Origin of the sequence: Bradyrhizobium sp. SBR1B (assembly GCF_014198205.1) — a bacterium.
GTDB lineage: Bacteria > Pseudomonadota > Alphaproteobacteria > Rhizobiales > Xanthobacteraceae > Bradyrhizobium.
This window is the reverse complement of record NZ_JACIHC010000003.1, coordinates 550,241-573,611: the sequence shown is the minus strand read 5'-3', so window position 1 is coordinate 573,611 and position 23,371 is coordinate 550,241. Positions and strand designations below refer to the sequence as shown.

The window sequence follows — 23,371 nt, the reverse complement described above, 5'->3', positions numbered from 1 at the left end:
GCTCTTATTTGGGCTTCGCGGCGCCCGGCTGCTTCGGCTCCTTGTGACCGCCAAAACCTGCGCGCATCGCGGAGAGAATTTTTTCGGCGAAGGTGTGTTCCTGGCGGGAACGGAAACGTGTGTAGAGCGCCGCGGTCAAAACTTCGGCCGGCACGGCCTCGTCGATCGCCGCGTTCACGGTCCAGCGTCCTTCGCCGGAATCTTCGACGAAGCCGGAATATTCCGCCAGCTGCGGGCTGTCGGCGAGCGCCGTCGAGGTGAGATCGAGCAGCCAGGACGGGATCACGCTGCCGCGCCGCCACACTTCGGCGATGTCGGCGAGATCGAAATCGTAGCGGTGATCTGCCGGGAGAGCCGCGATGTTGGCGTTCTTGAGGATGTCGAAACCTTCGGCATAGGCCTGCATCAGGCCGTATTCGATGCCGTTGTGGATCATCTTGACGAAGTGGCCGGCGCCGACCGGGCCGGCATGGATGTAACCCTGCTCGATGCGGGGATCGCGGCCCTCGCGTCCTTCCGTGCGTGGAATGTCGCCGGCGCCGGGCGCCAGCGCGGCGAAGATCGGATCGAGCCGGTCGACCACCTGCTTCTCGCCGCCGATCATCATGCAATAGCCGCGGTCGAGGCCCCAGACACCGCCCGATGTGCCGACGTCGACATAGTGGATGCCGCGTTCCTTCAGCGCCTTGCCGCGGCGGACATCGTCCTGCCAGAAGGTGTTGCCGCCATCGATGATGACGTCGCCTGGCTGCATCACGCCCGCGATGGTGTCGATCGTGGTCTGGGTGATGTGCCCCGCAGGCAGCATCACCCAGGCCGTGCGCGGCCGCTCAAGCTTCGAGATGAAGTCTTCGAGCGTCGAGGAGCCGACCGCACCGTCCGCGGCAAGGCTAGCTACGGCCTTGGCGTCCTTGTCATAGACCACGGTCGAGTGTCCCTGGCGCATCAGGCGGCGAACGATGTTGCCGCCCATTCGGCCGAGGCCGATCATGCCGAGTTGCATCTGCGATATTCCCTTAGTTCAGCGCGTCGTTGAGTGCCGCATTGAGTGCCGCGAGACCCTTCTTGAGTCCGCCCTTGAGGTGCACGCGTAGCGCGCGCCGGCCGCGTTCGGTGAGCACGTCGAAATCGCCGCGTGCCTGCGCCGCCTTGATCATGCCGAAGCTGGCCTTCTGGCCCGGCACCGCCAGGTCCTTGGCATCATCGGCGGTAATCTGGAGGAACACGCCGCTGTCGGGCCCGCCCTTGTAGGCCTGCCCGGTGGAGTGCAGGAAGCGCGGTCCGAACTCGGCGCAGGTCGCGACCTGCCGCTTCTCGCGGACCTCTAGCCGCATGGCCTGAAGCGCGTCGATGGTCACCTTGTCCCGGGCGATGTAGCCGAGCAGGGCGACGTAATCGCCGTCGCCGGAGCGCGACAGATGCGCCTTGAGCCACGAGGCGAGGTCGCCGTTGGCGCCGGCGGCGCGCAGCGCGGTGGCGTTGGCCTCGTCGGTGTAGAGATCGGCCTCATCGGTGCTGACCACCGGCTGCTCTTCCGGCAAGGCGCCGGTCTTCTCGAACGACGCCGTGAGCTCGCGGGTCTTGATCTTGGCGGCTTCTACGTCCGGCTGGTCGAACGGGTTGATGCCGAGGATCGAGCCCGCCACAGCGGTCGCCATCTCGAAGCGGAAGAACTCCTGGCCGAGATGGTCGATCGACTTCATCACGATGCGCACGACGGGGTGGCCGGCCGCTTCGATCGCGGCAAGCTTGGAGTCATGGGCGGCATCCGCTTCGCCCTCGACGCGGATGTCGATGAAGAACCGATCGTTGCCGTAGACGGAAGGATCGCCCAGCGGCTCGCCCTCGATCGGGATCAGGCCCTTGCCTTCCTTGCCGGTCGATTCCGCGATGAGCTGCTCGGCCCAGGCGCCGAAATCGGCGATCTTCTTCGACGACAGGATCGTCACCTTATCGCGGCCTTCGAGGCCAGCGAGGCCGATGGCAAGGCCAAGCTGCACGCCCGGGTTTTCGCTCGGCGGCACGTCCGGTCCGCAGGAGCGCGCCATGGCCAGCGCATGCTTGACGAAGGTCTTGACGTCGATGCCGGCGGTCGCCGCCGGCACGAGGCCGAATGGCGACAGCACGGAATAGCGCCCGCCGATCGAGGGCTCGCCATGGAAGATGCGGGCGTAGTTCAGCTTCTTGGCGGCCTTCTCCAGCGATGAGCCGGGATCGGTCACCGCGATGAAGCGGAAGCCGGTCTTCGCCTTCGGGCCGAGTGCTTGCGCAACGCGCTCATGGAAATAGTCCTTCATCGCGTTCGGCTCGGTGGTGCCGCCGGACTTGCTGGAGACGATGAACACGGTGTTGGAGATGTCGATCCGGGCCTCCATCGCCCGCACCTGCGCCGGATCGGTGGAATCCAGCACATGCAGCTTCGGGAAGCCGGGCTTTTTCCCGAAAGTCTCGGCCAGCACCTCCGGCCCGAGGCTCGATCCGCCCATGCCGAGCACGACGGCGTCGGAGAACTTCTGCCCCTTCACGCGGCCGGCGTAGTCCTCGTAATCGGCGACGTCGGCCTTGGCGGCGCTGTCGAGCCAGCCGAGCCATTTGTCCTCGTCCGTGCCGGTCCAGACCGACTTGTCGCGCTGCCACAGCCTGCGGATTTTCGCGGACGCCCGCCATTCCTCCGTGCTCTTGGTTACGGCCTTGTCGAGCCCGTCGCCGAGCGAGAGAGACTGGCGGTCCAGCGCGGGCCCAAGCACCGTGGCGCGCTTGTGGGCGACGGCGCCGTAGAGCTTGTCGGCGGCGTCCGCGAACAGCTTGACGCCGTCCTTGACGAGCTCCTCGGTGATGGCGTCCAGCGAGACGCCGGAGCGCTCCAGCTCTTCCAGCACGCGGTAGGCGTCCTCGACGTTCTCTTCCAGGCTGTCGCGCGGCTTGCCGTGGTCGCGGAACGCATCCAGCGTTGCCGGCGGCACGGTGTTGATGGTGTCTGGACCGATCAGCTCCTCGACATAGAGGACGTCGCTGTAATCCTTGTTCTTGGTGCCGGTCGAGGCCCACAGCATCCGCTGCGGCTTGGCGCCCTTGGCGGCGAGCTTGTCCCAGCGGGGACCCGAGAACAGGCGCTTGTAGTCCTGGTAGGCGACCTTGGCGTTGGCGATCGCGATCTTGCCCTTGAGCGCGGCGAGCCGCTCCTTCTCGGACGGATCGTTGGCGCGGGCGATCTTGTCGTCGAGCTGCTTGTCGACCACGCTGTCGATACGGCTGACGAAGAAGCTGGCCACGCTCGCGACATGCGAGGGGTCGCCGCCGCCTGCGACGTATTTTTCGAGGCCGGCGATGTAGGCTTCGGCCACCTGGAGGTAGACCGCCTTGGAGAACAGCAGCGTGATGTTGATGCTGATGCCGTCTCCGATCAGCTGCTCGATCGCCGGCAGGCCTTCCGGCGTCGCCGGCACCTTCACCATCAGGTTCTTGCGACCAACATCCTTCCAGAGCCGGCGAGCCTCAGCGACCGTGCCTGATGTGTCCATGGCGAGATAGGGCGAGACCTCCAGGCTGACATAGCCGTCGCCGCCCTCGAGGCGGTCATAGACCGGGCGCAGCACGTCGGCTGCATTCTGGATGTCCTCGATCGCGACGGCCTCGAACAGGTCGGCCACGGTCCGGTCGCCGCGCTTCAGCGCCTTGCCGATCGGGGCGTCATACTCGTCCGAGCTGCCGATCGCCTTCTCGAAGATCGAGGGGTTGGAGGTGACGCCCTTGACGCCATCGGTCTCGATCAGCCGCTTCAGGTCGCCCTTGGCGATGAAGCCGCGGGCCAGGAAGTCCAGCCAGACGGCTTGTCCGTGCTTTTCCAGTTCTTTGACGGGATTCATGATGCTTATTTATCTCCAAGCCTGCGGGCGAGGGGTTTCCGCGCCGGTCCTGACGCGCTATCCTCTAGCTTACATGCACCCGGGAGGGAACCAATCAAGGGTACAGGCGTCATACCTCCAGTGTAACTCCGTCGCGATCATGGCGATTCGGGCGGGAGTAGCGGTTGTTGCGTAAAAAGTCGTTGGCCGAAGGTTCGGCCGGGTCTCGTTGCGTAACGCCGGCCGCTTCGTCGTCAGCCAGTGGCTGCGTGGAGTGCCATCAGCGGATTCCGGTCCGTCTGGTGCATCGTGGTTCGGCCGCGAATGGCCATGCTGGGGAAGAGCATGCACGCCCATCCTGAAGGTCTGGCGTTTGGTGTTGCCGACAGCCAGCAATCTGCCATGACCATCGACGCATCCCGCGATCTCGAAATCAGGCGATGCGCGACGCGGTTGCGGCTGCTGGTCGCGGCTGGCTTTGCGATGACCCTGCTCAGCGCCAGCCTCGCCTTCGACTTGTGGGACGGTTTGGGCGACTACGACACGACGCTCGGCTATGCCGGCGTCGCGCTGTTCGGCCTGGTGACCTGTTGGCTGATCTGGATGCTGCCCGCCGAACGGGGGGCGGTGGTGGTCGTCACCCCCTACGGCATCCGCGATCTCCGCATCGGCAATGAATTTCTGCCGTGGGATTCGATTGCAGAGATTTCGGCTGAGGAAAGCCGCGGCCACAAGATGATCGTGCTGACGCCGACGCCGGCCTTGCAGCAGCAGCTCTGCGGCATCCGCGATTTGGCCCGTTGCGTGCGAAACGATCGTATCGTCATCCTGTCGGACGGCCTGGCGACCGATTTTGATACATTGCTGCGCGCTTGCCGCGACTGTCACGCTGCCAGCACTCCGCGCGCCGCATTGCAGCAGGAAGATGAACGCGGCACCCAAGGTGGAAACCAAGGCGGCGCTCAAGGCTTCGCCGTACAAGCGTCATAAGATCGCCGCTCGCAGATCGCTATGCTGCAACGCCGGATGGACTCATCCCCGGTAACGCCCGGATGTTGCGACTGAGTGACATTTTCTGGAAATGAGCCAATATAGACAGAGATTCGCACAAAATACGGGCAGGTGCCTGTTCGTAACTCAACGAGTGCCTACGTTGTGCGTTGCGTGGTGTCGGCACCCGGGTGTCCAATGATCGTCATGTGCTCACGCTGATTCGAAACGGCCTGAGGAACGGTCCGGTAACTGCTTTCGTTTCAGCTTGTAGCGGAACTCACGCGGAGAGGGATCATGTACAACGATTCTCTATTCAACGCTTTCGCTCGGTCGTTCGAGGCGAGAAGCCAGCACGACATGTCGATGGCGGAATATCTGGAATCGTGTCGAAGCGATCCCATGAAATACGCGAACGCGGCCGAACGACTACTAGCGGCGATCGGCGAGCCCCAGACGATTGACACGGCCAAGGACCCACGCCTTGGCCGTATTTTTTTGAACCGCACGATCCGCACCTATCCGGCCTTCGCCGGCTTCTACGGCATGGAAGAAACCATCGAGCGCATCGTTGGTTTCTTCCGCCATGCGGCGCAGGGCCTGGAGGAGCGCAAGCAGATCCTCTATCTGCTCGGGCCGGTCGGCGGCGGCAAATCCTCGCTCGCCGAGCGGTTGAAGTCGCTGATGGAAGTGCATCCGATCTACGTGCTCAAGGCCGGCGACGAGCTCTCGCCGGTGTTCGAGAGCCCGCTCAGCCTGTTCGATCCCGATCATCTCGGGCCGATGCTGGAAGAGAAATACGGCATTCCGCGCCGTCGTCTCACCGGCCTGATGAGCCCGTGGTGCTACAAGCGGCTGGAAGCCTTCGGCGGCGATATCTCCCAGTTTCGTGTCGCAAAAATCCAGCCGTCGCGGCTGCGCCAGATTGCGATCTCCAAGACCGAGCCCGGTGACGAGAACAACCAGGACATCTCCTCGCTGGTCGGCAAGGTCGATATCCGCAAGCTCGAGACCTACGCACAGAACGATCCCGACGCCTACAGCTATTCCGGCGGCCTCAACCGCGCCAACCAGGGCGTGCTCGAGTTCGTCGAGATGTTCAAGGCGCCGATCAAGATGCTGCACCCGCTGCTGACCGCGACGCAGGAGGGCAACTATATCGGCACCGAGAACATCGGCGCGATCCCGTTCACCGGCGTCATCCTCGCGCACTCCAACGAGGCCGAGTGGGCGAGCTTCAAGGCCAACAAGAACAACGAAGCCTTCATCGACCGCATCTGCGTGATCAAGGTGCCTTACTGCCTGCGCGTCACCGAGGAGCAGAAGATCTACGAGAAGCTGATCCAGGGCTCCGAGCTCGCGTCGGCGCCTTGCGCGCCTTCGACGCTGGAGACGCTGGCGCGGTTCTCGGTGATGTCGCGCCTGCGCAAGCACGAGAACTCCACCCTGTTCGGCAAGATGCGGGTCTACGACGGCGAGAGCCTGAAGGAATCCGATCCGAAGGCGCGCAGCGTCCAGGAATATCGCGACGCCGCCGGTGTCGACGAGGGCATGGACGGCGTCTCCACCCGCTTCGCCTTCAAGATCCTGGCTGCGACCTTCAACCACGATCCGCAGGAGGTCGCCGCCGACGCCGTGCATCTGATGTACGCACTGGAGCAGTCGATCCGCCGGGAGCAGCTGCCGGAGGAAGTCGAGAAGCGCTATCTCGAATTCATCAAGGCGGATCTGGCGCCGCGCTACGCCGAGTTTATCGGCAACGAAATCCAGAAGGCCTATCTCGAATCCTACTCGGATTACGGCCAGAATCTGTTCGACCGCTACGTCGACTATGCCGACGCCTGGATCGAGGACCAGGACTTCAAGGATCCCGACACCGGCCAGCTGCTCGATCGCGAGCTTTTGAACCAGGAGCTGACCAAAATCGAGAAGCCGGCGGGCATCGCCAACCCCAAGGACTTCCGCAACGAGGTCGTCAAATTCTCGTTACGCTCGCGGGCCCAGCACGGTGGCAAAAATCCGACCTGGACCTCCTACGAGAAGATTCGCGACGTGATCGAAAAGAGGATATTCTCGCAAGTCGAGGACCTGCTTCCGGTCATCTCTTTCGGATCGAAGAAGGACGGCGAGACGGAGAAGAAGCACGGCGAGTTCGTCGCACGCATGGTGGAGCGTGGCTACACCGAGCGTCAGGTTCGCCGGCTCGTCGAATGGTACATGCGTGTGAAGCAGGCCGGTTGAGGCGGATGGTAAAGTGCCCATTCACATTATTGACAGGCGCCTGAATCCAGGCGGCAAGAGTCTTGAGAACCGCCAGCGGTTCTTGCGTCGGGCCAAATCCCTGGTGCAGGGCGCCGTCAAGAAGACCTCGCAGGAACGCGACATCAAGGACGTCCTGGAGGGTGGTGAGGTCACGATCCCGCTCGACGGCATGCACGAGCCGCGCTTCCGCCGCGAAGGCGGAACGCGCGACATGGTGCTGCCCGGGAACAAGAAGTTCATCGAGGGGGACTATCTGCAGCGCTCCGGCCAGGGCAGCGCCAAGAATTCCGGCCCGGGCGAAGGCGACAGCGAGGATGCCTTCCGCTTCGTGCTCTCCCGCGACGAGTTCGTCGATCTCTTCCTCGACGATCTCGAGCTGCCGGATCTGGCCAAGCGCAAGATCGCGCAGACCGAGAGCGAGGGCATTCAGCGCGCCGGCTACACCACGTCGGGCTCGCCCGCCAACATCTCGGTGAGCCGGACGGTGAAGCTGGCGCTCGCCCGCCGCATCGCGCTCAAGCGTCCCCGCAAGGAGGAGATCGAGGAACTGGAAGCCGCGATCGCCGCCTGCACCGACGAGGACGAGCTTGAGGTGCTTCTCGCCCAGCTTGAGAAGCTGAAGGCGAAGACCAAGCGGATTCCCTTCATCGATCCGCTCGACATCCGCTACCGCCGCTTCGAGACGGTGCCGAAGCCGGTGGCGCAGGCGGTGATGTTCTGCCTGATGGACGTGTCGGGCTCGATGTCCGAGCACATGAAGGATCTCGCCAAGCGCTTTTACATGCTGCTCTACGTGTTCCTGAAGCGCCGCTACAAGCATGTCGAGATCGTCTTCATCCGCCACACCGACCGCGCCGAGGAGGTCGACGAGCAGACCTTCTTCTATGGCCCGGCCTCGGGCGGCACGCTGGTCTCGAGCGCGCTGCAGGCGATGCACGAGATCGTGCGCGAGCGCTTCAATCCGTCGGACTGGAACATCTACGCCGCGCAGGCCTCCGACGGCGACAATTCCTATTCCGACGGCGAGCTCACGGGGCTGCTGCTGACCGACAAGATCCTGCCGGTCTGTCAGTTCTTTGCCTATCTCGAGGTCGGGGAATCCGGCGGCAGCGCCTTCGATCTCTCCGACTCCTCGCTTTGGACTCTCTACGACCGCCTGCGCAACAGCGGCGCACCGCTCTCGATGCGCAAGGTCAGCGAGCGCAGCGAGATCTTTCCGGTGTTCCACGATCTGTTCCAGCGCCGCGAAACTGCCCAGGAGAAAGCCGCTCCATGACGGAACGATTGTTCGAAGGCGCGGATTGGGATTTCCACACCTTGCAGCGCATCACCGATGCCTGCGAGGCGGTGGCGACGAAGGATCTCGGGCTCGACGTCTATCCGAACCAGATCGAGGTCATCACCGCCGAGCAGATGCTGGATGCCTACTCCTCCGTCGGCATGCCGCTGTTCTACAAGCACTGGTCGTTCGGCAAGCAATTCGCTTACCATGAGGCGTCCTATCGCAAGGGCCTGATGGGGCTCGCCTATGAGATCGTGATCAACTCCTCGCCCTGCATCTCCTATCTGATGGAGGAGAACACGGCGACGATGCAGACCCTGGTGATCGCGCACGCCGCTTTCGGTCACAACCACTTCTTCAAGAACAATTACCTGTTCAAGCAGTGGACTGACGCCGACGGCATCCTGGATTATCTCGACTTCGCCAAGACGTATGTCATGCAATGCGAGGAGCGCTACGGCCGCGTCGAGGTCGAGCGGACGCTCGATGCCGCGCATGCGCTGATGTCGCACGGCATCGACCGCTATCCCGGCAAGAAGAAGCTGGATCTGCGGGCCGAAGAGAAGCGGGCAGGGCGCCGTCGCCAGCACGAGGAGGAGGTCTTCAACGACCTCTGGCGCACCGTCCCCAAGGGCGCGGCCAAGAGCCGGTCCGCGCTCAGCATCGAGCGCCGCCGCAAGCTGCTCGGCCTGCCGCAGGAAAACCTGCTCTATTTCCTGGAGAAGAGTGCGCCGCGACTGGCGCCGTGGCAACGCGAGCTGCTGCGCATCGTCCGCCACATCGCGCAATATTTCTATCCGCAGAGCCAGACCAAGGTGATGAACGAGGGGACGGCGACTTACGTCCACTATCGCATCATGACCAAGCTGCACGAGCAGGGCCGCATCACCGACGGCAATTTCCTCGAATTCCTGGGATCGCACACCAATGTGGTGTTCCAGCCCGAATTCGACGACCCGCGCTTCTCCGGATTCAACCCCTATGCGCTCGGCTTTGCCGTGATGCAGGACATCGAGCGCATCGTCGCCAAACCGGAGGACGAGGACCGCGAATGGTTCCCCGACATCGCCGGCAAGGGCGACGTGATGGGCGTGCTGCGCGACGTCTGGGCCAACTACCGCGACGAAAGCTTCATCGCCCAGTTCCTGAGCCCGAAGCTGATGCGGCACTTCCGCATGTTCCATCTGCACGACGATCCCGAGGAGCGCGCCGGCATCCGGGTCGATGCCATCCACGACGAGCGCGGCTTCCGCCGCGTCCGCCGCGAGCTGGCACGGCAGCATGATGTCGGCTTCATCGACGCCAATATCGAGGTGGTCGACGTCGATCTCTCCGGCGACCGCCGGCTGATCCTGCACCACCACGTCATCAAAGGCTCGCAACTCAACGAGACCGATGCCAAGCGGGTGTTGCAGCACCTGGCCGATCTCTGGACCTACGACGTCGCACTGATCGAGGTCGATGCCAACGACAAGGTCATGCGCGAATACGTCGTGAGCCCGCGTCCGATCCCGGCGGCGGTGGCTTGAGGCTGCCGTCTGCGCGGCAATAAGGCGAGATGCGCGTTGATGTGCCCTCGCCCCTTGTGGGAGAGGGCGGCGACGCCGGAAGATACAAGCTCGCTTGGGTGAGGGGTATCTCTCCGCACCTTTACGTGTCGAAGGAGACCCCTCATCCGGCGCTTCGTGCCACCTTCTCCCACAAGGGAAGAAGGAAGAGATTCGCGGCTGGATAACGGCTGTTCTACGCCGGCCGCTTCTTCGCCGCCTTCTTCTTCGACCCATTCAGCTCAACCGCCGCGCGGATCAGCGCCTTCAACGCCTTCTCGTTGATCTTCTCGCCTTCGCGAATGTCGATCGCGCGCCGCACGTTGCCGTCGAGGCTGGAATTGAACAGGCCGGCCGGGTCGTCCAGCGCGGCGCCCTTGGCAAAGGTCATCTTCACCACTTCCTTGTAGGTCTCGCCGGTGCAGATGATGCCGTCGTGCTCCCAGACGGGAACGCCGCGCCATTTCCATTCCTCGACGACCTCAGGATCGGCCTGCTTGATCAGGCCGCGGACCCGCGCCAGCATTTCGCCGCGCCAGTCGCCGAGCTCCTTGATCCTGCCGTCGATCAGCTTGGAGGGCGACGGCCCAGTCGCGTCTTTCGTGCTGCTCTTCTTCGCTGCTACTGCCTTCTTCATCGTCTCGCCTCGCATCACGCGTTGCCGCGGCGGCCGATATAGGGCAGCGCGAACAGATAGAGCCCGGTCGCCAGCAGCGGGATCAGCGGGACGAGCGCCAGGAAGCCGATCCAGACCGCCTGGAGCTGCATGGTCATGGCGACGATGTTGGCGATGACGGCGAGCGTGAAAGCCATCGACAACCAGCGATGGATCTGACGAATCCACATGTCTGTACTCACTGGGGTCTCCTTCTCAAAATGATTGGAATGGATACGGCCGGCCGGGGCTATTCAACCCGCGCCAGCACCTCGTCCAGCTTGGCAAGGAACTGCTTCCAGCCGGCATGCGCGCCGCCGTAAGCCTGCTTTTGCGTCGGGCTGAAGCCCGCCTGCTCGACGCGTAGGTGAGTGCCCGCGCCGGTCGGCGTCAGCGTGAAGGTCACGACGCTCCTGAGGTTGAACGCGGCGTCCTCATGCGAGAAATTCCAGGTGTAGGCGAGCGTCTTCTGCGGCTCGATGGTGAGCACCTCGCAGTCCAGCACGCCGCCCCATTCACCGCGAAGATTGAAGCGATGACCGACTGACGGCTTGAAGTCGTTCTTCATCAGCCATTCCTCGATCAGATGCGGCTGCGTCAGCGCGCGCCAGAGCCGCTCGGCCGGGAAGGCGAATTCGCGCTCGACGACGACGGAGCGTGTTTCGCTTGAGGCTTCGGTCATTGGTCCATCCTCTTCAGGAGATCGTCGAGTGCGTCGAGCCGCCTCTGCCAGAATCCGGTCATCTGGCTGGTCCAGTCGCGCAGCGGATCGAGTGCGCCGGGCTGCGCGCTGTAGTGGGTCTGCCGCCCCTCATGGCGGTCCCGCACGAGGCCGGCCAGCTTCAACGCGCCGAGATGTTTCGAGACGGCCGGCTGGGAAACGCCGGATCTCGCGGTCAGGGCCCCGACCGTCTGCTCCCCCTCGCGGCACAGCCGCTCGAAGATCGCCCGCCTTGTGGGGTCGGCGAGCGTCCGGAACAGGAGGTCGGGGGCGAGAGACATGGGAATCCATAACCAGGAAGTTATGGGTTAACTCATAACCGCGAGGTTATGGGTGAGTCAAGCGGGATGAGGATGAGTTTGGAGGGCGCTACGAGCTCCGCCTTACCTCCGGGCGATGCAAAGCATCGACCCGCGCGCCGGGTGAGGGCTTTTTCCTCTAGGGGATTGTCCCTCTGCGGAGCCACCCTCTCCCCAACCCTCGCAGGCGGGGGAGGGAGTGCACTTGTCGTGTGGGTAAGAAGCAGCCCCTACGGCCGCAGATAAAGATACCCCTGCGACTGCAGCTCAGCCAAACGAACCACGCCGCCCTTTTCCGCGCTGACGAAGCCCGGTAGCAGCTCGGTCAACGTCACGTTCTGCGCCTTCATCGTGTTGCCGCACGCGGCGAGCTCGACGCCGTCCTTGGAGAATTCGCCGACGCGCTTGCTGATGTCGGGGTTCGCCTGCGCCGAGTAGAATGCCTTCAGCGCCGGCCCGTGGATCACCAGCGCGATCGTGACGTGATCAGGACCGCCGACACCGTCGATGTGGTTCTGGATGTTGCCGAGCACGAAGTTGACCTTCTCGGCATCGCTGAGATGGTAGACCACTTTCAGCTTGTTGCCCGCGCCCGCTCCCGTCGCGGCTTTCGCGCCGGAGGCACCGAATGCCGCGCCGAGGGCCGAGATTGCGCTCCACAAGATGTTCCGCCGGTTCATGGCGATCTCCCTCGACTGACTTTGCCGGAGACATATCATCATTTGTGGCGGAGCGCGGCGAGTTCCTTGCGGTCGGTCACCAGCGAAGCGCACTCGCTGTTGTCGGTGCGATCAAGCCGAAAGATCCTGTCGTCGGCACCGCCGACCAGCGACCGCTCGGCCTCGTCATCCGGCTTGTTGTTCTGCCAGACCCGGACCCGTTCGAGCCGCACGATCGTCGACTTGTCGTCTTTGGACAGCGCAACGCCGATGCCACCGCCTTCGCAATCGACACCGCAACCGAGGCGAACCTCGTTGCCGTCCTTGGTGAATACGGCGTGGTTGCAAGAACCGCTGGAGTCGAAATCGCCGGAGCGATGGCGGTACCTGAAACCGAGGCGGAAGGAATTGTGCAGCTCCTTGTCTTCCTTGTCCAACTCGGCCGAGATCAGCAGCTTCATCGAAGCGACCTTCTGCTTCGGATGCCGCGCCAGGTGCTCCGCATCGTAGCGGCGGACGAAGCAGGCATAGGCCTTGTTGCCGGGCGCGCCCGCATACATGCGCGTGTTGAAGGTCTCGGCTTCGGCCTTGCTGGCTTCGCGGACGTCGTCGGCCTCTTCCGCGTGGGCCGTACTGATGAGTGCGGCAACGGCGAGGGCAGTCAGGAGAGAAAGCTTCATGATGGCCTCGAACGCAGGAGCGAGCTGTAGGCTTTAGACGCGGCCCAGGTGCGACGCGTTCAACCCGCGCAAGTCGTACATGATCATCACAGCGCGGAGCGGGATGGACAGTTCCAGGCACGGCGTTAGTCACCGGGAGGGCGAGGAAGGTTCAACCGATGCGACGCCTTCGCCTTCCGGAACTCGATCCCTGCGAGTCCTTCGACATTGCTCCATTTCATCAATGTGATAGCCTTCACAGACGATCGCCTTTAGCGGTCGTAAGCTGGGGCTGCCTTTGTAGGTTTGTGGAGTCCCCCGCAATGGGCGAAATTCGCAACTTCAGATCCGGAAATCAGGACGAGCCGCCTCCACACGGCCCCATGCCTCGTCGCCTCGCGGCGATCATTGTCGGCGACATCGCTTCCTACAGTCGCATCATGCAGGCCGACGAGGAGGGCACGCATGTCCGCGTCAAGCGGATCGAGCGGGATATCATCCAGCCCAGCATCGTCGAGCACCATGGCACGCTGGTGAAGACGACGGGCGACGGCTTCATCGCCATCTTCGACAGTCCTGTCGAGGCCGTTCGATGCAGCATCGTCATCCAGCAGAATCTCATCGGCCGCAACGCCCCGCTTCCCAAGCATTCACGGCTCGAATACCGGATCGGCGTCAATCTCGGCGACGTCATCGTGGAGCCGGACGATGTCTACGGCGACGGGGTCAACATCGCCACACGTATCGAGGGTATCGCCGAGCCCGGTCACGTCTATATCTCAGGCGCGATCTACGAGCAGATCAAGCACAAGGTGGTGTGCGGCTATGAGTCGCTCGGAGACCGCAAGGTCAAGAACATCACGGATCCGGTGCGCGTCTATCGCGTGCTGCCGGACGCAGACGCGGTAGGCAGGACGCGCGGCCGGCGCGAGAGCATGCTGCTCTTTCTTCTGATCATGGCATTGCTGGTGATTGCCGGCTACGTGCTTTGGTACGTGCTGGTGCAGCACCGCAGCCAGGTGGGGCAACAGGCTGCCGCTCCTCCGATCGCGGCGCCGTCAGCTTCGCCGATGCCGCAATCCGTTCCGTCGTTACCGAGCCCGCCGGTACCGGCGCCTCAAGCTGCACCCGCGGCTTCTCCGTTGCCCACAACGACGCCGTCGCCCGCAGCATCGCCTTCACCATCTCCGGCATCCGCTCCATCGGTGACGGCGGTCCGAGAACCCGAGATGATCCCCATTCGCGGCGGCAGCTTTGCGATGGGAAGCAATGACGATCCGACCGAACGTCCTGTCCACCAGGTCACGGTCAAACCGTTCTCGATCGGCAAATATCCGGTGACGGTGCAGGAATGGAACGAATGCGCGGCTGCAAAGGCGTGCGGCTTCACCGCCACCGGCAAAGAGGATGCGCCGATCGGCAATGTGAGCTGGACCGACGCGCAGCAATATGCCGCCTGGCTCGCGCAGGCGACGAAGAAGCCTTACCGGCTTCCGAGCGAGGCCGAATGGGAATATGCCGCGCGCGGCGGCACGCAGAGCAAATATTGGTGGGGCGACAAGCTTCAGCCAGGCGTGGCCGGCTGCAAGGATTGCGGTGACCTCGCGGCCGAGCAGCCGGCGAAGGTCGGCAGCTTCAAGCCGAATCCGTTCGGCCTCCACGACATGGGTGGCGGTATCGATCAGTGGGTCGAGGACTGCTGGCACAGGACCTATCAGGGCGCACCCACTGACGGCTCGGCATGGGGTGGCGGGGACTGCAGCTCGCACGTTCTGCGCTCGGGCTCGTGGAAGAACGATGCGAGATATGTGAGGCCATCCAACCGCGATGGTTACGACACCAATGTCCGTTACCCCACGCATGGATTCCGCGTCGCGCTCAGTCCGTAAGTGCTGGAGTGGATTTGATGAAGATCATTCATTGTGTCGCACTGGCGATGGCGATCGCAGTGCACCCGGGCGCAGCCTGCTCGCAGGGAAAGACCGCGCCAAAGGACGCGAAACTCTATTTCATCACGCCGCACGATGGGCAGAAGGTTCGCGGTGGTTTCTGGGTCCGGTTCGGCCTGCGCAACATGGGCGTGACGCATGCCGGCGACGATTACCAGAATGCCGGTCATCATCATCTGCTGGTCGACGTCAACGATCCCATCGATCCCAAGGAGCCGATCCCGCAGGACAAGTCGCACCTGCATTTCGGCGCAGGGCAGACCGAGACCATGCTGGACCTTGCGCCGGGGACTCACACCCTGCAACTGGTGCTCGGCGACGCCAAGCACTATCCGTTCGAACCGCCGGTCGTGTCGGAGAAGATCACGATACGCGTCAGGTCGCCGGCTTCGGCGCGGAGCAAATGATCAGCGCAGGCTGGCGTTGATCTTGTCCAGCACCGCCGAGCCCGGGCACAGGGTATCCGCTTCCAGCGTGTTGAGCGGCGTCTCGACCGTGTTGAGATGCTCGTGCAGATCTTCCGCGTCGGGGTCGACGTAAAGGAGACCGGTGACGATCTGCCCCTTGGCGGCGTGCCGCGCAAGGAAGGTCTGGGCGCCCAGCCGGTCATGCGGATCGTAGTCGGCGTCGATCTTGCGCAGCGCGATCTTGCTGCCGTCATGCTGCTCGACCATTTGCACCGTGCCCGGCGCGTAGTCCACCGCGATGGGATCGCGGCCGACTAGAACGTCGAGCCGGTTCACGGCGTCGTTGTGCTCGCGGACATAGTCGAAGCTCTTGGTCGAGCCGGCGTGGTTATTGAAGGCGATGCAGGGGCTGATGACGTCGATGAAGGACGCGCCCTTGTGGCGGATCGCAGCCGCGATCAGCGGCACCAGCTGGGTCTTGTCGCCGGAGAAGCTGCGCGCCACGAAAGTGGCGCCCAGCTGCAATGCGATCGCAACGAGGTCGATGGCGTTGTCGGTGTTGGTGACGCCCTTTTTGGACTTCGAGCCGCGGTCGGCGGTGGCCGAGAACTGGCCCTTGGTCAGGCCGTAGACGCCGTTGTTCTCGACGATGTAGGTCATGTTGACGCCGCGCCGGATCGAGTGCGCGAACTGGCCGAACCCGATCGAGGCGGAATCGCCGTCGCCGGACACGCCGAGATAGATCAGATCGCGGTTGGCGAGGTTGGCGCCGGTCAAGACCGATGGCATGCGGCCGTGCACGGAGTTGAAGCCGTGCGAATTGCCGAGGAAATAATCCGGCGTCTTCGAGGAGCAGCCGATCCCGGAGATCTTCGCCACCCGGTGCGGCTCGATCGAGAGCTCGTAGCAGGCCTCGATGATCGAAGCCGTGATCGAATCGTGACCGCAGCCGGCACACAGCGTCGAGATCTTGCCCTCGTAGTCGCGATGGGTGTAGCCGAGCTCGTTCTTCTTCAGCCCCGGATGATGGAATTTCGGCTTGGCAATATAGGTCATGACACGGCCTTGCGGAGCGGGGTCACCTTGAGGTGATCCTGGTGGTCGCCAATGGCTTTTGCAATGAAACGGGCGGTGATCGGCGAGCCGTCGTAATGCACGATCGGCACGAGGCGGACGGGGTCGATGCCGTTCTCGTTGACGATGAGCTGGCGTAGCTGGCTGTCGCGGTTCTGCTCGACGACGTAGACGAAATCGTGCTCGGCGAGGAAGCTCGCCACGCTCGAATGGAACGGGAAGGCGCGGATGCGCAGGCGGTCGAGCTGATGCCCTCGCGCTTCCAAAAGGCCGATCGCCTCGTCCATCGCCGGTGAGGTCGAGCCGAAATAGATCACGCCGTATTTGGTCGGCCGTTCCGCATTGGCCTGCAGCGGTCGCGGCACCAGGTCCTGCGCGGTCTCGAACTTGCGCATCAGGCGCTGCATGTTGTCCGCGTAAACCGAGCCCTCCTCGGAGTAGCGCGCATAGCGATCACGCGAGGTGCCGCGGGTAAAATAGGAGCCCTTGGTCGGGTGCGTGCCGGGATAGGTGCGGTAGGGGATGCCGTCGCCGTCGACATCGAGATAGCGGCCGAAGTCGCGGCCTTCCTCCAGCATCTCCGCGGTCATCACCTTGCCGCGGTCGTATTGCTTGGCATCGTCCCATTTCAGCGGACGGCAGAGCCGGTGATTCATGCCGATGTCGAGGTCGAGCATCAGGAAGATCGTGGTCTGGATCCGCTCGGCGAGATCGAACGCGGCGGCCGCGAATTCGAAGGCCTCGGCGGGATCCTCGGGGAACAGCAACACATGCTTGGTGTCGCCGTGCGAAGCATAGGCGCAGGCGATGATGTCGCATTGCTGGGTGCGGGTCGGCATGCCCGTGGAGGGGCCGGCGCGCTGGATGTTCATGATCACGGCCGGAATCTCGGCGAAGTATGAGAGGCCGATGAATTCGGTCATCAAGGAGATGCCGGGGCCCGATGTCGCGGTGAAGGCGCGGGCGCCGTTCCAGGAGGCGCCGATGACGATGCCGATTGAAGCGAGCTCGTCCTCGCCCTGCACGATGGCGTATTTCGCCTTTCCGGTTTCAGGGTCGTGCCGGTACTTCTTGCAATGGGCGGTGAAGGCCTCCGCCACCGACGAGGACGGCGTGATCGGATACCAGGCGCATACCGTGGCGCCGCCATAGACGGCGCCGAGCGCGGCGGCGCTGTTGCCTTCGATGAAGATGCGGTCGCCGACCTTGTCCGACTTTTTCACCCTGAGGCCGAGCGGGCATTTCAGGTTCTGCAGCGCCCAGTCGCGCCCAAGATGCAGCGCGTGGACGTTGGAGGAGAGCAGCTTTTCCTTGCCCTTGTACTGCTCGCCGATCAGCTGCTCGATCAGCTTCGGGTCCATGTCGAGCAGCGCCGAGAGCGCGCCGAGATAGATGATGTTCTTGAACAGCTGGCGCTGGCGCGGATCGGTATAGGTCGAGTTGGTGATGGCGGTGAGCGGCACGCCGATCACGGTGATGTCGTCGCGGAATTTCGTCGACGGCATCGGCTTGGTGGAATCGTAGAACAGATAGCCGCCCGGCTCGATGCCGGCGACGTCCTTGTCCCAGGTCTGCGGGTTCATCGCCACCATCATGTCGACGCCGCCGCGGGCGCCGAGATGGCCGTCCTCGGTCACCCGCACCTCGTACCAGGTCGGCAGGCCCTGGATGTTGGAGGGGAAGATGTTGCGTGGGGAGACCGGAACACCGTGGCGCAGGATCGCGCGCGCGAACATCTCGTTGGCGCTGGCCGAGCCCGAGCCGTTCACGTTGGCGAAGCGGACGACGAAGTCGTTTACGCTGCTGATCGGCTTTTTGTCGGGCATGTCGAACCTGCGTGAGTCATGTCGATGAAATATTTCTGCATGTCCCAGGCGCCGGTGGGACACCGCTCGGCGCACAGCCCGCAATGCAGGCAGACGTCCTCGTCCTTCACCATCACGCGACCGGTCTTGAGATCCGAGGAGACATAGAGGTCCTGGTCCGGATGCGGCGAGGGCGCCTTCAGGCGCTGGCGCAGATCGCTTTCTTCTCCATTGCCCGTGAAGGTGATGCAGTCCATCGGACAGATGTCGGCGCAGGCATCGCACTCGATGCAGAGCGAGGTCGAGAATACGGTCTGCACGTCGCAGTTCAGGCAGCGCTCGGCTTCGCCCAGCGCCAGCTTGACGTCGTAGCCGAGCTCGACCTCGGCGCGGATGTCCTTTAGCGCGATCACCTTGTCGCGATGCGGCACCTTGTAGCGCTTGTCGATCGAGATGTCGTTGTCATAGCTCCATTCGTGGATGCCCATTTTCTGCGATGAGACATGCACCTCAGGCAGCGGCCGCTCGGTGATGTCCTCGCCCGAGAGCATCTTGTGGATCGACAATGCGGCGTCATGGCCGTGCGCGACCGCCCAGATGATGTTTTTGGGGCCGAACGCGGCATCGCCGCCGAAGAACACTTTTGGATTGGTCGAGACGAAGGTCTTGGGACCGACCTTCGGCATGTGCCATTTGTCGAACTCGATGCCGCAGTCCTGCTCGATCCAGGGGAAGGCGTTCTCCTGGCCGACCGCGACCAGCACGTCGTCGCAGGGAATGGTCTGATCGGGATCGCCCGAAGGCACGAGGTTGCGGCGGCCTTTGGCGTCATATTCGGCTTTGACGTGCTGGAAGGTGACGCCGATCAGCTTGCCGGCGACGTGCTTGAATGCCACCGGCACCATGTAGTTGAGGATCGGAATATCCTCGTGGAGCGCGTCCTCCTTCTCCCACGGCGAGGCCTTCATCTCCTCGAAGCCGGAACGCACGATCACCGTGACTTTCTCGCCGCCGAGCCGGCGCGCGGTGCGGCAGCAGTCCATTGCGGTGTTGCCGCCGCCGAGCACGATCACGCGCTTGCCGATCTTGTCGATATGGCCGAACGAGACCGAGGCCAGCCATTCGATGCCGATATGGATATTGCCAGCCGCTTCCTTGCGGCCGGGAATGTCGAGCTCTCGGCCGCGCGGCGCGCCGGAGCCGACGAAGATCGCGTCATATTTCTCCGCGAGCAGCGACTTCATGCTCTCGATGCGGTGGCCACCTTTGAACTCGACGCCGAGACCCAGGATGTAGCCGGTCTCCTCGTCGATCACCGAATTGGGCAGGCGGAATTTCGGGATCTGCGTGCGCATCATGCCGCCGGCTTCCGGATCGGCATCGAATACGGTGCAGTGATAGCCGAGCGGCGCGAGATCGCGCGCCACCGTCAGCGAGGCCGGACCGCCGCCGACGAAGGCAACGCGCTTGCCGTTCTTCGGTGCAGGGCGCGGCAGGCGCTGCTTGATGTCGTCCTTGAAATCGGCGGCGACGCGCTTGAGCCGGCAGATTGCGACCGGCGTCTCCTCGACGCGTCCGCGGCGGCACGCCGGCTCGCAGGGACGATCGCAGGTGCGTCCCAGAATTCCGGGAAACACGTTCGACTTCCAATTGATCATGTAGGCGTCGCTATAGCGGCCTTGTGCGATCAGTCGGATATATTCGGGAACCGGGGTGTGCGCAGGACAGGCCCATTGGCAATCGACCACTTTGTGAAAGTAGTCGGGGGCCGCGATATCGGTCGGTTTCATTCCTACCCTGTCCGCGCAGGCTCAAAGACCCGGCGGCCTCTTCTGAGCTTGGCGAACGCTTAACGCGCTGCGATCTGGTTTCTGAATGACGTCATTGGGTTAGCTTATTAGAACCTTTCCGAAGTACAACGGCAAAGTTTCGCGCGTCCCCGCTTTCATGGGAGCTACGCGCGCACAGCATTAACGGCCGCGCGCGATGCGCGTGCGGTGCAATATGTTGCGATGCAGATATGTTCAGCCGCGCGCGATATCGCTCTTCGCGAGGTCCCACATCAGACTGTAAGTTCCGACCGAGACGGGCAGCGGGAAGGGCGATGCAGCAGGGCCGGTGAAGCGCTCGGCGATGACGGCCGAGACCGCGCCGACATGCGTGCCGTCGATCAGCACGAACCAGTCGCGTGCGCCTTCGTTGCGCACCGCCGGAATGTCCGCGGTCGTGCCCGAGAGCTCCGGCTCGCTCTCGAGCAGATGCATCGAGATGATGCCTTCTCGGTCCTGCGGCGCCAGCTTTTCTTGCAGCGCATCACGCCATGCGCCAGCATTGTCGGCTGTGGGCCGCAGCCGCACGAGGCCGAGCGCAGCGCCGCGGCCGGTGCCGTTGCTGATGGTAATGCGCGCGACGACACGGAGCATGTCCTTGAAATGCGCCATGCTTTGCCGCGACCATTCGGTCTGGTTGGACAGGCGCGCCCGATAGGCGGGACTGTCGAGCACGTCGAGAGTCGCGGTCGAGTACAGCGAGAGATATTTGGGATTGGCGGCATGCGCGACATAGCGCCGCGCTTCCAGAAAGCCCTCGATCGCGACGCGCTCTTCCAGATGCTCTCGATCGTACCAGCGGTTGAAATCGGCCTCATTGGCTGCGTCGATATTCATCGACGTCAGCAGCATGCCCTTTCCGGCGAGCGGCATTTTCTTGTTGTCCTTTTTCGCGCATTAGCGCGCGGCCTTCGACGCAAGGTCGGCAATCGACTTCATGACCGCATCCCTCACGCCGGCATCATAGAGCGAATGTCCGGCTTCTTCCACGAGGCGAACCTCGGAACCCGGCCAAACTCTCGCGAGCGCGTGTGATGTCTCAGGAGGGCACAACAGGTCGTAGCGGCCCTGCACGACAATGCCGGGAATCCCGGCGAGCCGGTCCGCGTTCCGCAGCAGCTGGGCTTCGTTCATGAAGGAGTTGTTGATGAAGTAATGCGCCTCCATGAACGGCGTCGCCGGCAGCGTGCGCCAGACGTTAAGCGACGCCAGCTCCAGCCGCGTCTTGGCCGCCTTGTGCTCCGACAGGGCTCGCTCGGTGTCGTGCCAGGCGCGGGCCGCAGGTCCGTGAACGGCCGGATCGGCATCGAGGATGCGGCGATAATAGGCTTCCACCGGGCGCGCGCGTTCCTCAGGCGGCAGCACGCTCAGAAAATCCTCGTAGAGCGCGGGATAGAATTGCGGCAGGCGCCCCGTGAAGGCCGTCTCGACCTCGGCCCGCGTGCCCAGAAAGGTCGCGCGGAGCGCGATGCCGGAGACGCGCTCGGGATGGGCCTGCGCATACGCCAGCGCCAGCGTCGCACCCCAGGAGCCGCCGACCACCATCCAGCGGTCAAAGCCGAACTTTTCGCGGATTTTCTCCATGTCCGCGATCAGATGTGCCGTGGTGTTGTGCTCGCGCGATCCCTTGGGCCGGCTGCGGCCGCAGCCGCGCTGGTCGAACAGCACGGCGCAGAAGCGATCAGGGTCGAACAGCCGGCGATGATCGGGCTGGCAGCCGCTGCCGGGCCCGCCGTGCAGGTAGACCGCGGGAATGCCGTCGCTGCGACCGACGCTCTCGACATAGAGCTCATGGCCGTCGCCGACGTCGAGCATGTCGGAGGTCAGCGGCGCAAAGGGATCGGCACGCCTCGCCGCTGTGCCTGCGTCGGCGTCAGGCCCCATTCTCTGATTCCAGGGTGCCGCCGGCGAAGTTGCGATAGAGGAAGCGGCTGGTCTCGCCCTCGGCCTCACGCTCGGCCTGCTTGAAGATGGTCTCGTGCAGCGGCGACAGCGCGCAGGCCGGATCGGTGTTGGCGGCATCGCCGGTCAGCGCGAAGGCCTGGCAGCGGCAGCCGCCAAAATCGATCTCGCGGAATTCGCAAGACTTGCACGGCTCCTTCATCCAGCCGGTGCCGCGATAGCGGTTGAAGGCCTCGGAGTTCTGCCAGATCCAGGCGATCGAATGGTTGGAGCGGACCGATTCGAAGTCGAGCCCGGTGATGCTCTCGGCGGCGTGGCAGGGCAGCACCTTGCCGGCGGGCGAGATGTTGAAGAACTGCCGGCCCCAGCCGCCCATGCACTTCTTCGGCCGCAGCGCGTAATAATCAGGGACGACGTAGTCAATCGCGAGCGTACCCTTCAGCCGCTCGCGCGCCTCCTCGACGATGCGCGTGCACTCATCTAACTGCGCCACGCTCGGCATCAGCGCGGCACGGTTCTTCAGCGCCCAGCCGTAATACTGGACATTGGCGACCTCGAGCCGGTCGGCGTCGAGATCGACGGACATCTGGATGATGTCAGGCAACTGGTGCAGGTTCTGGCGGTGCATCACCGCGTTCACGGTGAGCGGCAGATCGAGCTCGCGCGTCCACTTTGCGACCTCGAGCTTCTTGCGGTGCCCGTTCTTGTAGCCGGCGACGCGATCGGCGAGGCCTTCTTCAACGCCCTGGAAACTGATCTGCACGTGGCAGAGCCCGGCATCGGCGAGATCGCTGAGCTTCTCGCGCGTCAGCAGCACGGCCGAGGTGATCAGGTTGGTGTAGAGGCCGACGTCACTGGCATGCTTGACGAGGTCGACGAGGTCCTTGCGCGCCGTCGGCTCGCCGCCGGAGAAATGCACCTGCAGCACGCCGATCTCGGCAAGCTCGCTCAAGACCTTCTTCCATTCCTCGGTGGTCAGCTCCTTGCCCGAGCGATCGAGCTCGACCGGGTTGGAGCAGTAGGGGCATTGCAGCGGGCAGCGATGGGTGATCTCGAGCAGCACCGCGAGCGGAATGCCAAAGGTCTCCGCCGTCGAGCGCTGCTTCTCCAGCACCGCGAGGCTGTCGCTGGCATCAGGGGGGATCATGGGGTTGCCGAGCACATCGCTCATGACGTCTTCTCCCGGGCCTCCGTGAGAAAGCCCTTGTCGGCGAGATCCTGCAGCATGACGATGACGTCGGCGAGGATCGCCTCGCGTGGCGAGGCGTATTTTGCCGCCAACGCGTCCGCAATATCGCCGACATTGCGCTCGCCATTACAGAGCTGCAAGACCTCAACGGCGATCTCGTCCGGCGCCAGCACGCGTTCCGGCGCCAGGATCACCCAGACCTTCCGCGTCTCGTCATATTTCAGCTTGGCATGCCGCGGCAGCACCGGGCGGCTCGCCTCGCTGACGCTGATGTGACGCGGCCCGGCCATTGCAGCT

At 63.6% G+C, this 23,371-nt stretch carries 21 protein-coding genes; 6 read left to right on the top strand and 15 right to left on the bottom strand.

The features are described from left to right. Positions 1-4: 4 nt before the first annotated feature. Positions 5-1,003 carry a phosphogluconate dehydrogenase (NAD(+)-dependent, decarboxylating) gene (gene gnd, locus GGD61_RS11075; protein ID WP_092253659.1) on the bottom strand — a complete coding sequence of 333 codons (999 nt, stop codon included), beginning with the start codon at positions 1,001-1,003 and terminating at the stop codon, positions 5-7. Positions 1,004-1,016: 13 nt separating this feature from the next. Further along, positions 1,017-3,866, bottom strand: coding sequence for a bifunctional transaldolase/phosoglucose isomerase (locus GGD61_RS11070; RefSeq protein WP_183230686.1), 2,850 nt, complete (start codon positions 3,864-3,866; stop codon positions 1,017-1,019). A gap of 303 nt (positions 3,867-4,169) precedes the next feature. On the opposite strand from GGD61_RS11070, the gene GGD61_RS11065 reads away from it, so the two are divergent. From GGD61_RS11065 to GGD61_RS11050, 4 genes are all read left to right on the top strand, one after another. Next, positions 4,170-4,835 carry an STM3941 family protein gene (locus GGD61_RS11065; protein WP_183230685.1) on the top strand — a complete coding sequence of 222 codons (666 nt, stop codon included), beginning with the start codon at positions 4,170-4,172 and terminating at the stop codon, positions 4,833-4,835. Between the two features lie 297 nt (positions 4,836-5,132). Then, complete coding sequence (locus tag GGD61_RS11060) at positions 5,133-7,076, top strand: PrkA family serine protein kinase (protein ID WP_092253653.1); 1,944 nt, start codon at positions 5,133-5,135, stop codon at positions 7,074-7,076. A 19-nt stretch (positions 7,077-7,095) separates the two neighbouring features. Then, positions 7,096-8,373, top strand: coding sequence for a YeaH/YhbH family protein (locus GGD61_RS11055; protein ID WP_177237006.1), 1,278 nt, complete (start codon positions 7,096-7,098; stop codon positions 8,371-8,373). Next, entirely contained in the window at positions 8,370-9,908 is a 1,539-nt protein-coding gene (locus tag GGD61_RS11050) for a SpoVR family protein (RefSeq protein WP_183230684.1), read from the top strand. Before GGD61_RS11055 ends, GGD61_RS11050 begins: the two co-directional genes overlap by 4 nt. A 214-nt stretch (positions 9,909-10,122) precedes the next feature. Here GGD61_RS11050 and GGD61_RS11045 read toward each other — a convergent pair whose 3' ends face one another. From GGD61_RS11045 to GGD61_RS11020, 6 genes are all read right to left on the bottom strand, one after another. After that, positions 10,123-10,563, bottom strand: a complete 441-nt coding sequence (locus tag GGD61_RS11045) for a DUF1801 domain-containing protein (RefSeq protein ID WP_092253998.1) — start codon at positions 10,561-10,563, stop codon at positions 10,123-10,125. Positions 10,564-10,577: 14 nt separating this feature from the next. Next, the gene (locus tag GGD61_RS11040; RefSeq protein ID WP_092253647.1) at positions 10,578-10,772 is read right to left on the bottom strand and encodes a hypothetical protein; all 195 of its coding nucleotides are present in this window, start codon (positions 10,770-10,772) and stop codon (positions 10,578-10,580) included. 59 nt (positions 10,773-10,831) lie between these two features. After that, entirely contained in the window at positions 10,832-11,263 is a 432-nt protein-coding gene (locus tag GGD61_RS11035) for an SRPBCC domain-containing protein (RefSeq protein ID WP_092253645.1), read from the bottom strand. Next, positions 11,260-11,583, bottom strand: a complete 324-nt coding sequence (locus GGD61_RS11030) for a helix-turn-helix transcriptional regulator (protein ID WP_092253644.1) — start codon at positions 11,581-11,583, stop codon at positions 11,260-11,262. Before GGD61_RS11030 ends, GGD61_RS11035 begins: the two co-directional genes overlap by 4 nt. Positions 11,584-11,831: 248 nt before the next feature. Next, the gene (locus GGD61_RS11025) at positions 11,832-12,281 is read right to left on the bottom strand and encodes a DsrE family protein (RefSeq protein ID WP_177236973.1); all 450 of its coding nucleotides are present in this window, start codon (positions 12,279-12,281) and stop codon (positions 11,832-11,834) included. Positions 12,282-12,319: 38 nt separating this feature from the next. Further along, positions 12,320-12,940 carry a hypothetical protein gene (locus GGD61_RS11020; RefSeq protein WP_018318538.1) on the bottom strand — a complete coding sequence of 207 codons (621 nt, stop codon included), beginning with the start codon at positions 12,938-12,940 and terminating at the stop codon, positions 12,320-12,322. Positions 12,941-13,242: 302 nt separating this feature from the next. Here GGD61_RS11020 and GGD61_RS11015 point away from each other — a divergent pair, with 302 nt between their 5' ends. Beyond that, positions 13,243-14,808 (top strand): SUMF1/EgtB/PvdO family nonheme iron enzyme, encoded by a 1,566-nt coding sequence (locus GGD61_RS11015; protein ID WP_092253642.1) that lies wholly within the window; start codon positions 13,243-13,245, stop codon positions 14,806-14,808. 17 nt (positions 14,809-14,825) lie between these two features. Continuing rightward, positions 14,826-15,275 carry a DUF4399 domain-containing protein gene (locus tag GGD61_RS11010; protein WP_092253640.1) on the top strand — a complete coding sequence of 150 codons (450 nt, stop codon included), beginning with the start codon at positions 14,826-14,828 and terminating at the stop codon, positions 15,273-15,275. Here the strand turns inward: GGD61_RS11010 and GGD61_RS11005 are convergent, their stop codons facing one another. The 7 genes from GGD61_RS11005 to pqqD all read right to left on the bottom strand — a co-directional run bounded on the left by GGD61_RS11005 (position 15,276) and on the right by pqqD (position 23,364). Then, positions 15,276-16,331, bottom strand: coding sequence for a 2-oxoacid:ferredoxin oxidoreductase subunit beta (locus GGD61_RS11005; protein ID WP_018318541.1), 1,056 nt, complete (start codon positions 16,329-16,331; stop codon positions 15,276-15,278). Continuing rightward, a complete protein-coding gene (locus tag GGD61_RS11000) occupies positions 16,328-18,175 on the bottom strand; it encodes a 2-oxoacid:acceptor oxidoreductase subunit alpha (RefSeq protein ID WP_018318542.1) in 1,848 nt (615 codons plus the stop codon). The genes GGD61_RS11005 and GGD61_RS11000 overlap by 4 nt, the downstream gene beginning before the upstream one ends. Then, on the bottom strand, positions 18,145-19,944 hold the full coding sequence (locus GGD61_RS10995) for an FAD-dependent oxidoreductase (RefSeq protein WP_183230683.1): 1,800 nt from the start codon (positions 19,942-19,944) through the stop codon (positions 18,145-18,147). Before GGD61_RS10995 ends, GGD61_RS11000 begins: the two co-directional genes overlap by 31 nt. 234 nt (positions 19,945-20,178) lie before the next feature. Further along, positions 20,179-20,856: a DUF4286 family protein gene (locus GGD61_RS10990; protein ID WP_092253638.1), complete on the bottom strand. Its 678-nt coding sequence runs from the start codon at positions 20,854-20,856 to the stop codon at positions 20,179-20,181. Positions 20,857-20,880: 24 nt separating this feature from the next. Beyond that, positions 20,881-21,867 carry a prolyl aminopeptidase gene (pip, locus tag GGD61_RS10985; RefSeq protein ID WP_092253636.1) on the bottom strand — a complete coding sequence of 329 codons (987 nt, stop codon included), beginning with the start codon at positions 21,865-21,867 and terminating at the stop codon, positions 20,881-20,883. Then, positions 21,857-23,056, bottom strand: coding sequence for a pyrroloquinoline quinone biosynthesis protein PqqE (pqqE, locus tag GGD61_RS10980; RefSeq protein WP_092253634.1), 1,200 nt, complete (start codon positions 23,054-23,056; stop codon positions 21,857-21,859). Before pqqE ends, pip begins: the two co-directional genes overlap by 11 nt. Then, positions 23,053-23,364 carry a pyrroloquinoline quinone biosynthesis peptide chaperone PqqD gene (gene pqqD, locus GGD61_RS10975; protein WP_092253632.1) on the bottom strand — a complete coding sequence of 104 codons (312 nt, stop codon included), beginning with the start codon at positions 23,362-23,364 and terminating at the stop codon, positions 23,053-23,055. The genes pqqE and pqqD overlap by 4 nt, the downstream gene beginning before the upstream one ends. Positions 23,365-23,371: the final 7 nt, after the last annotated feature.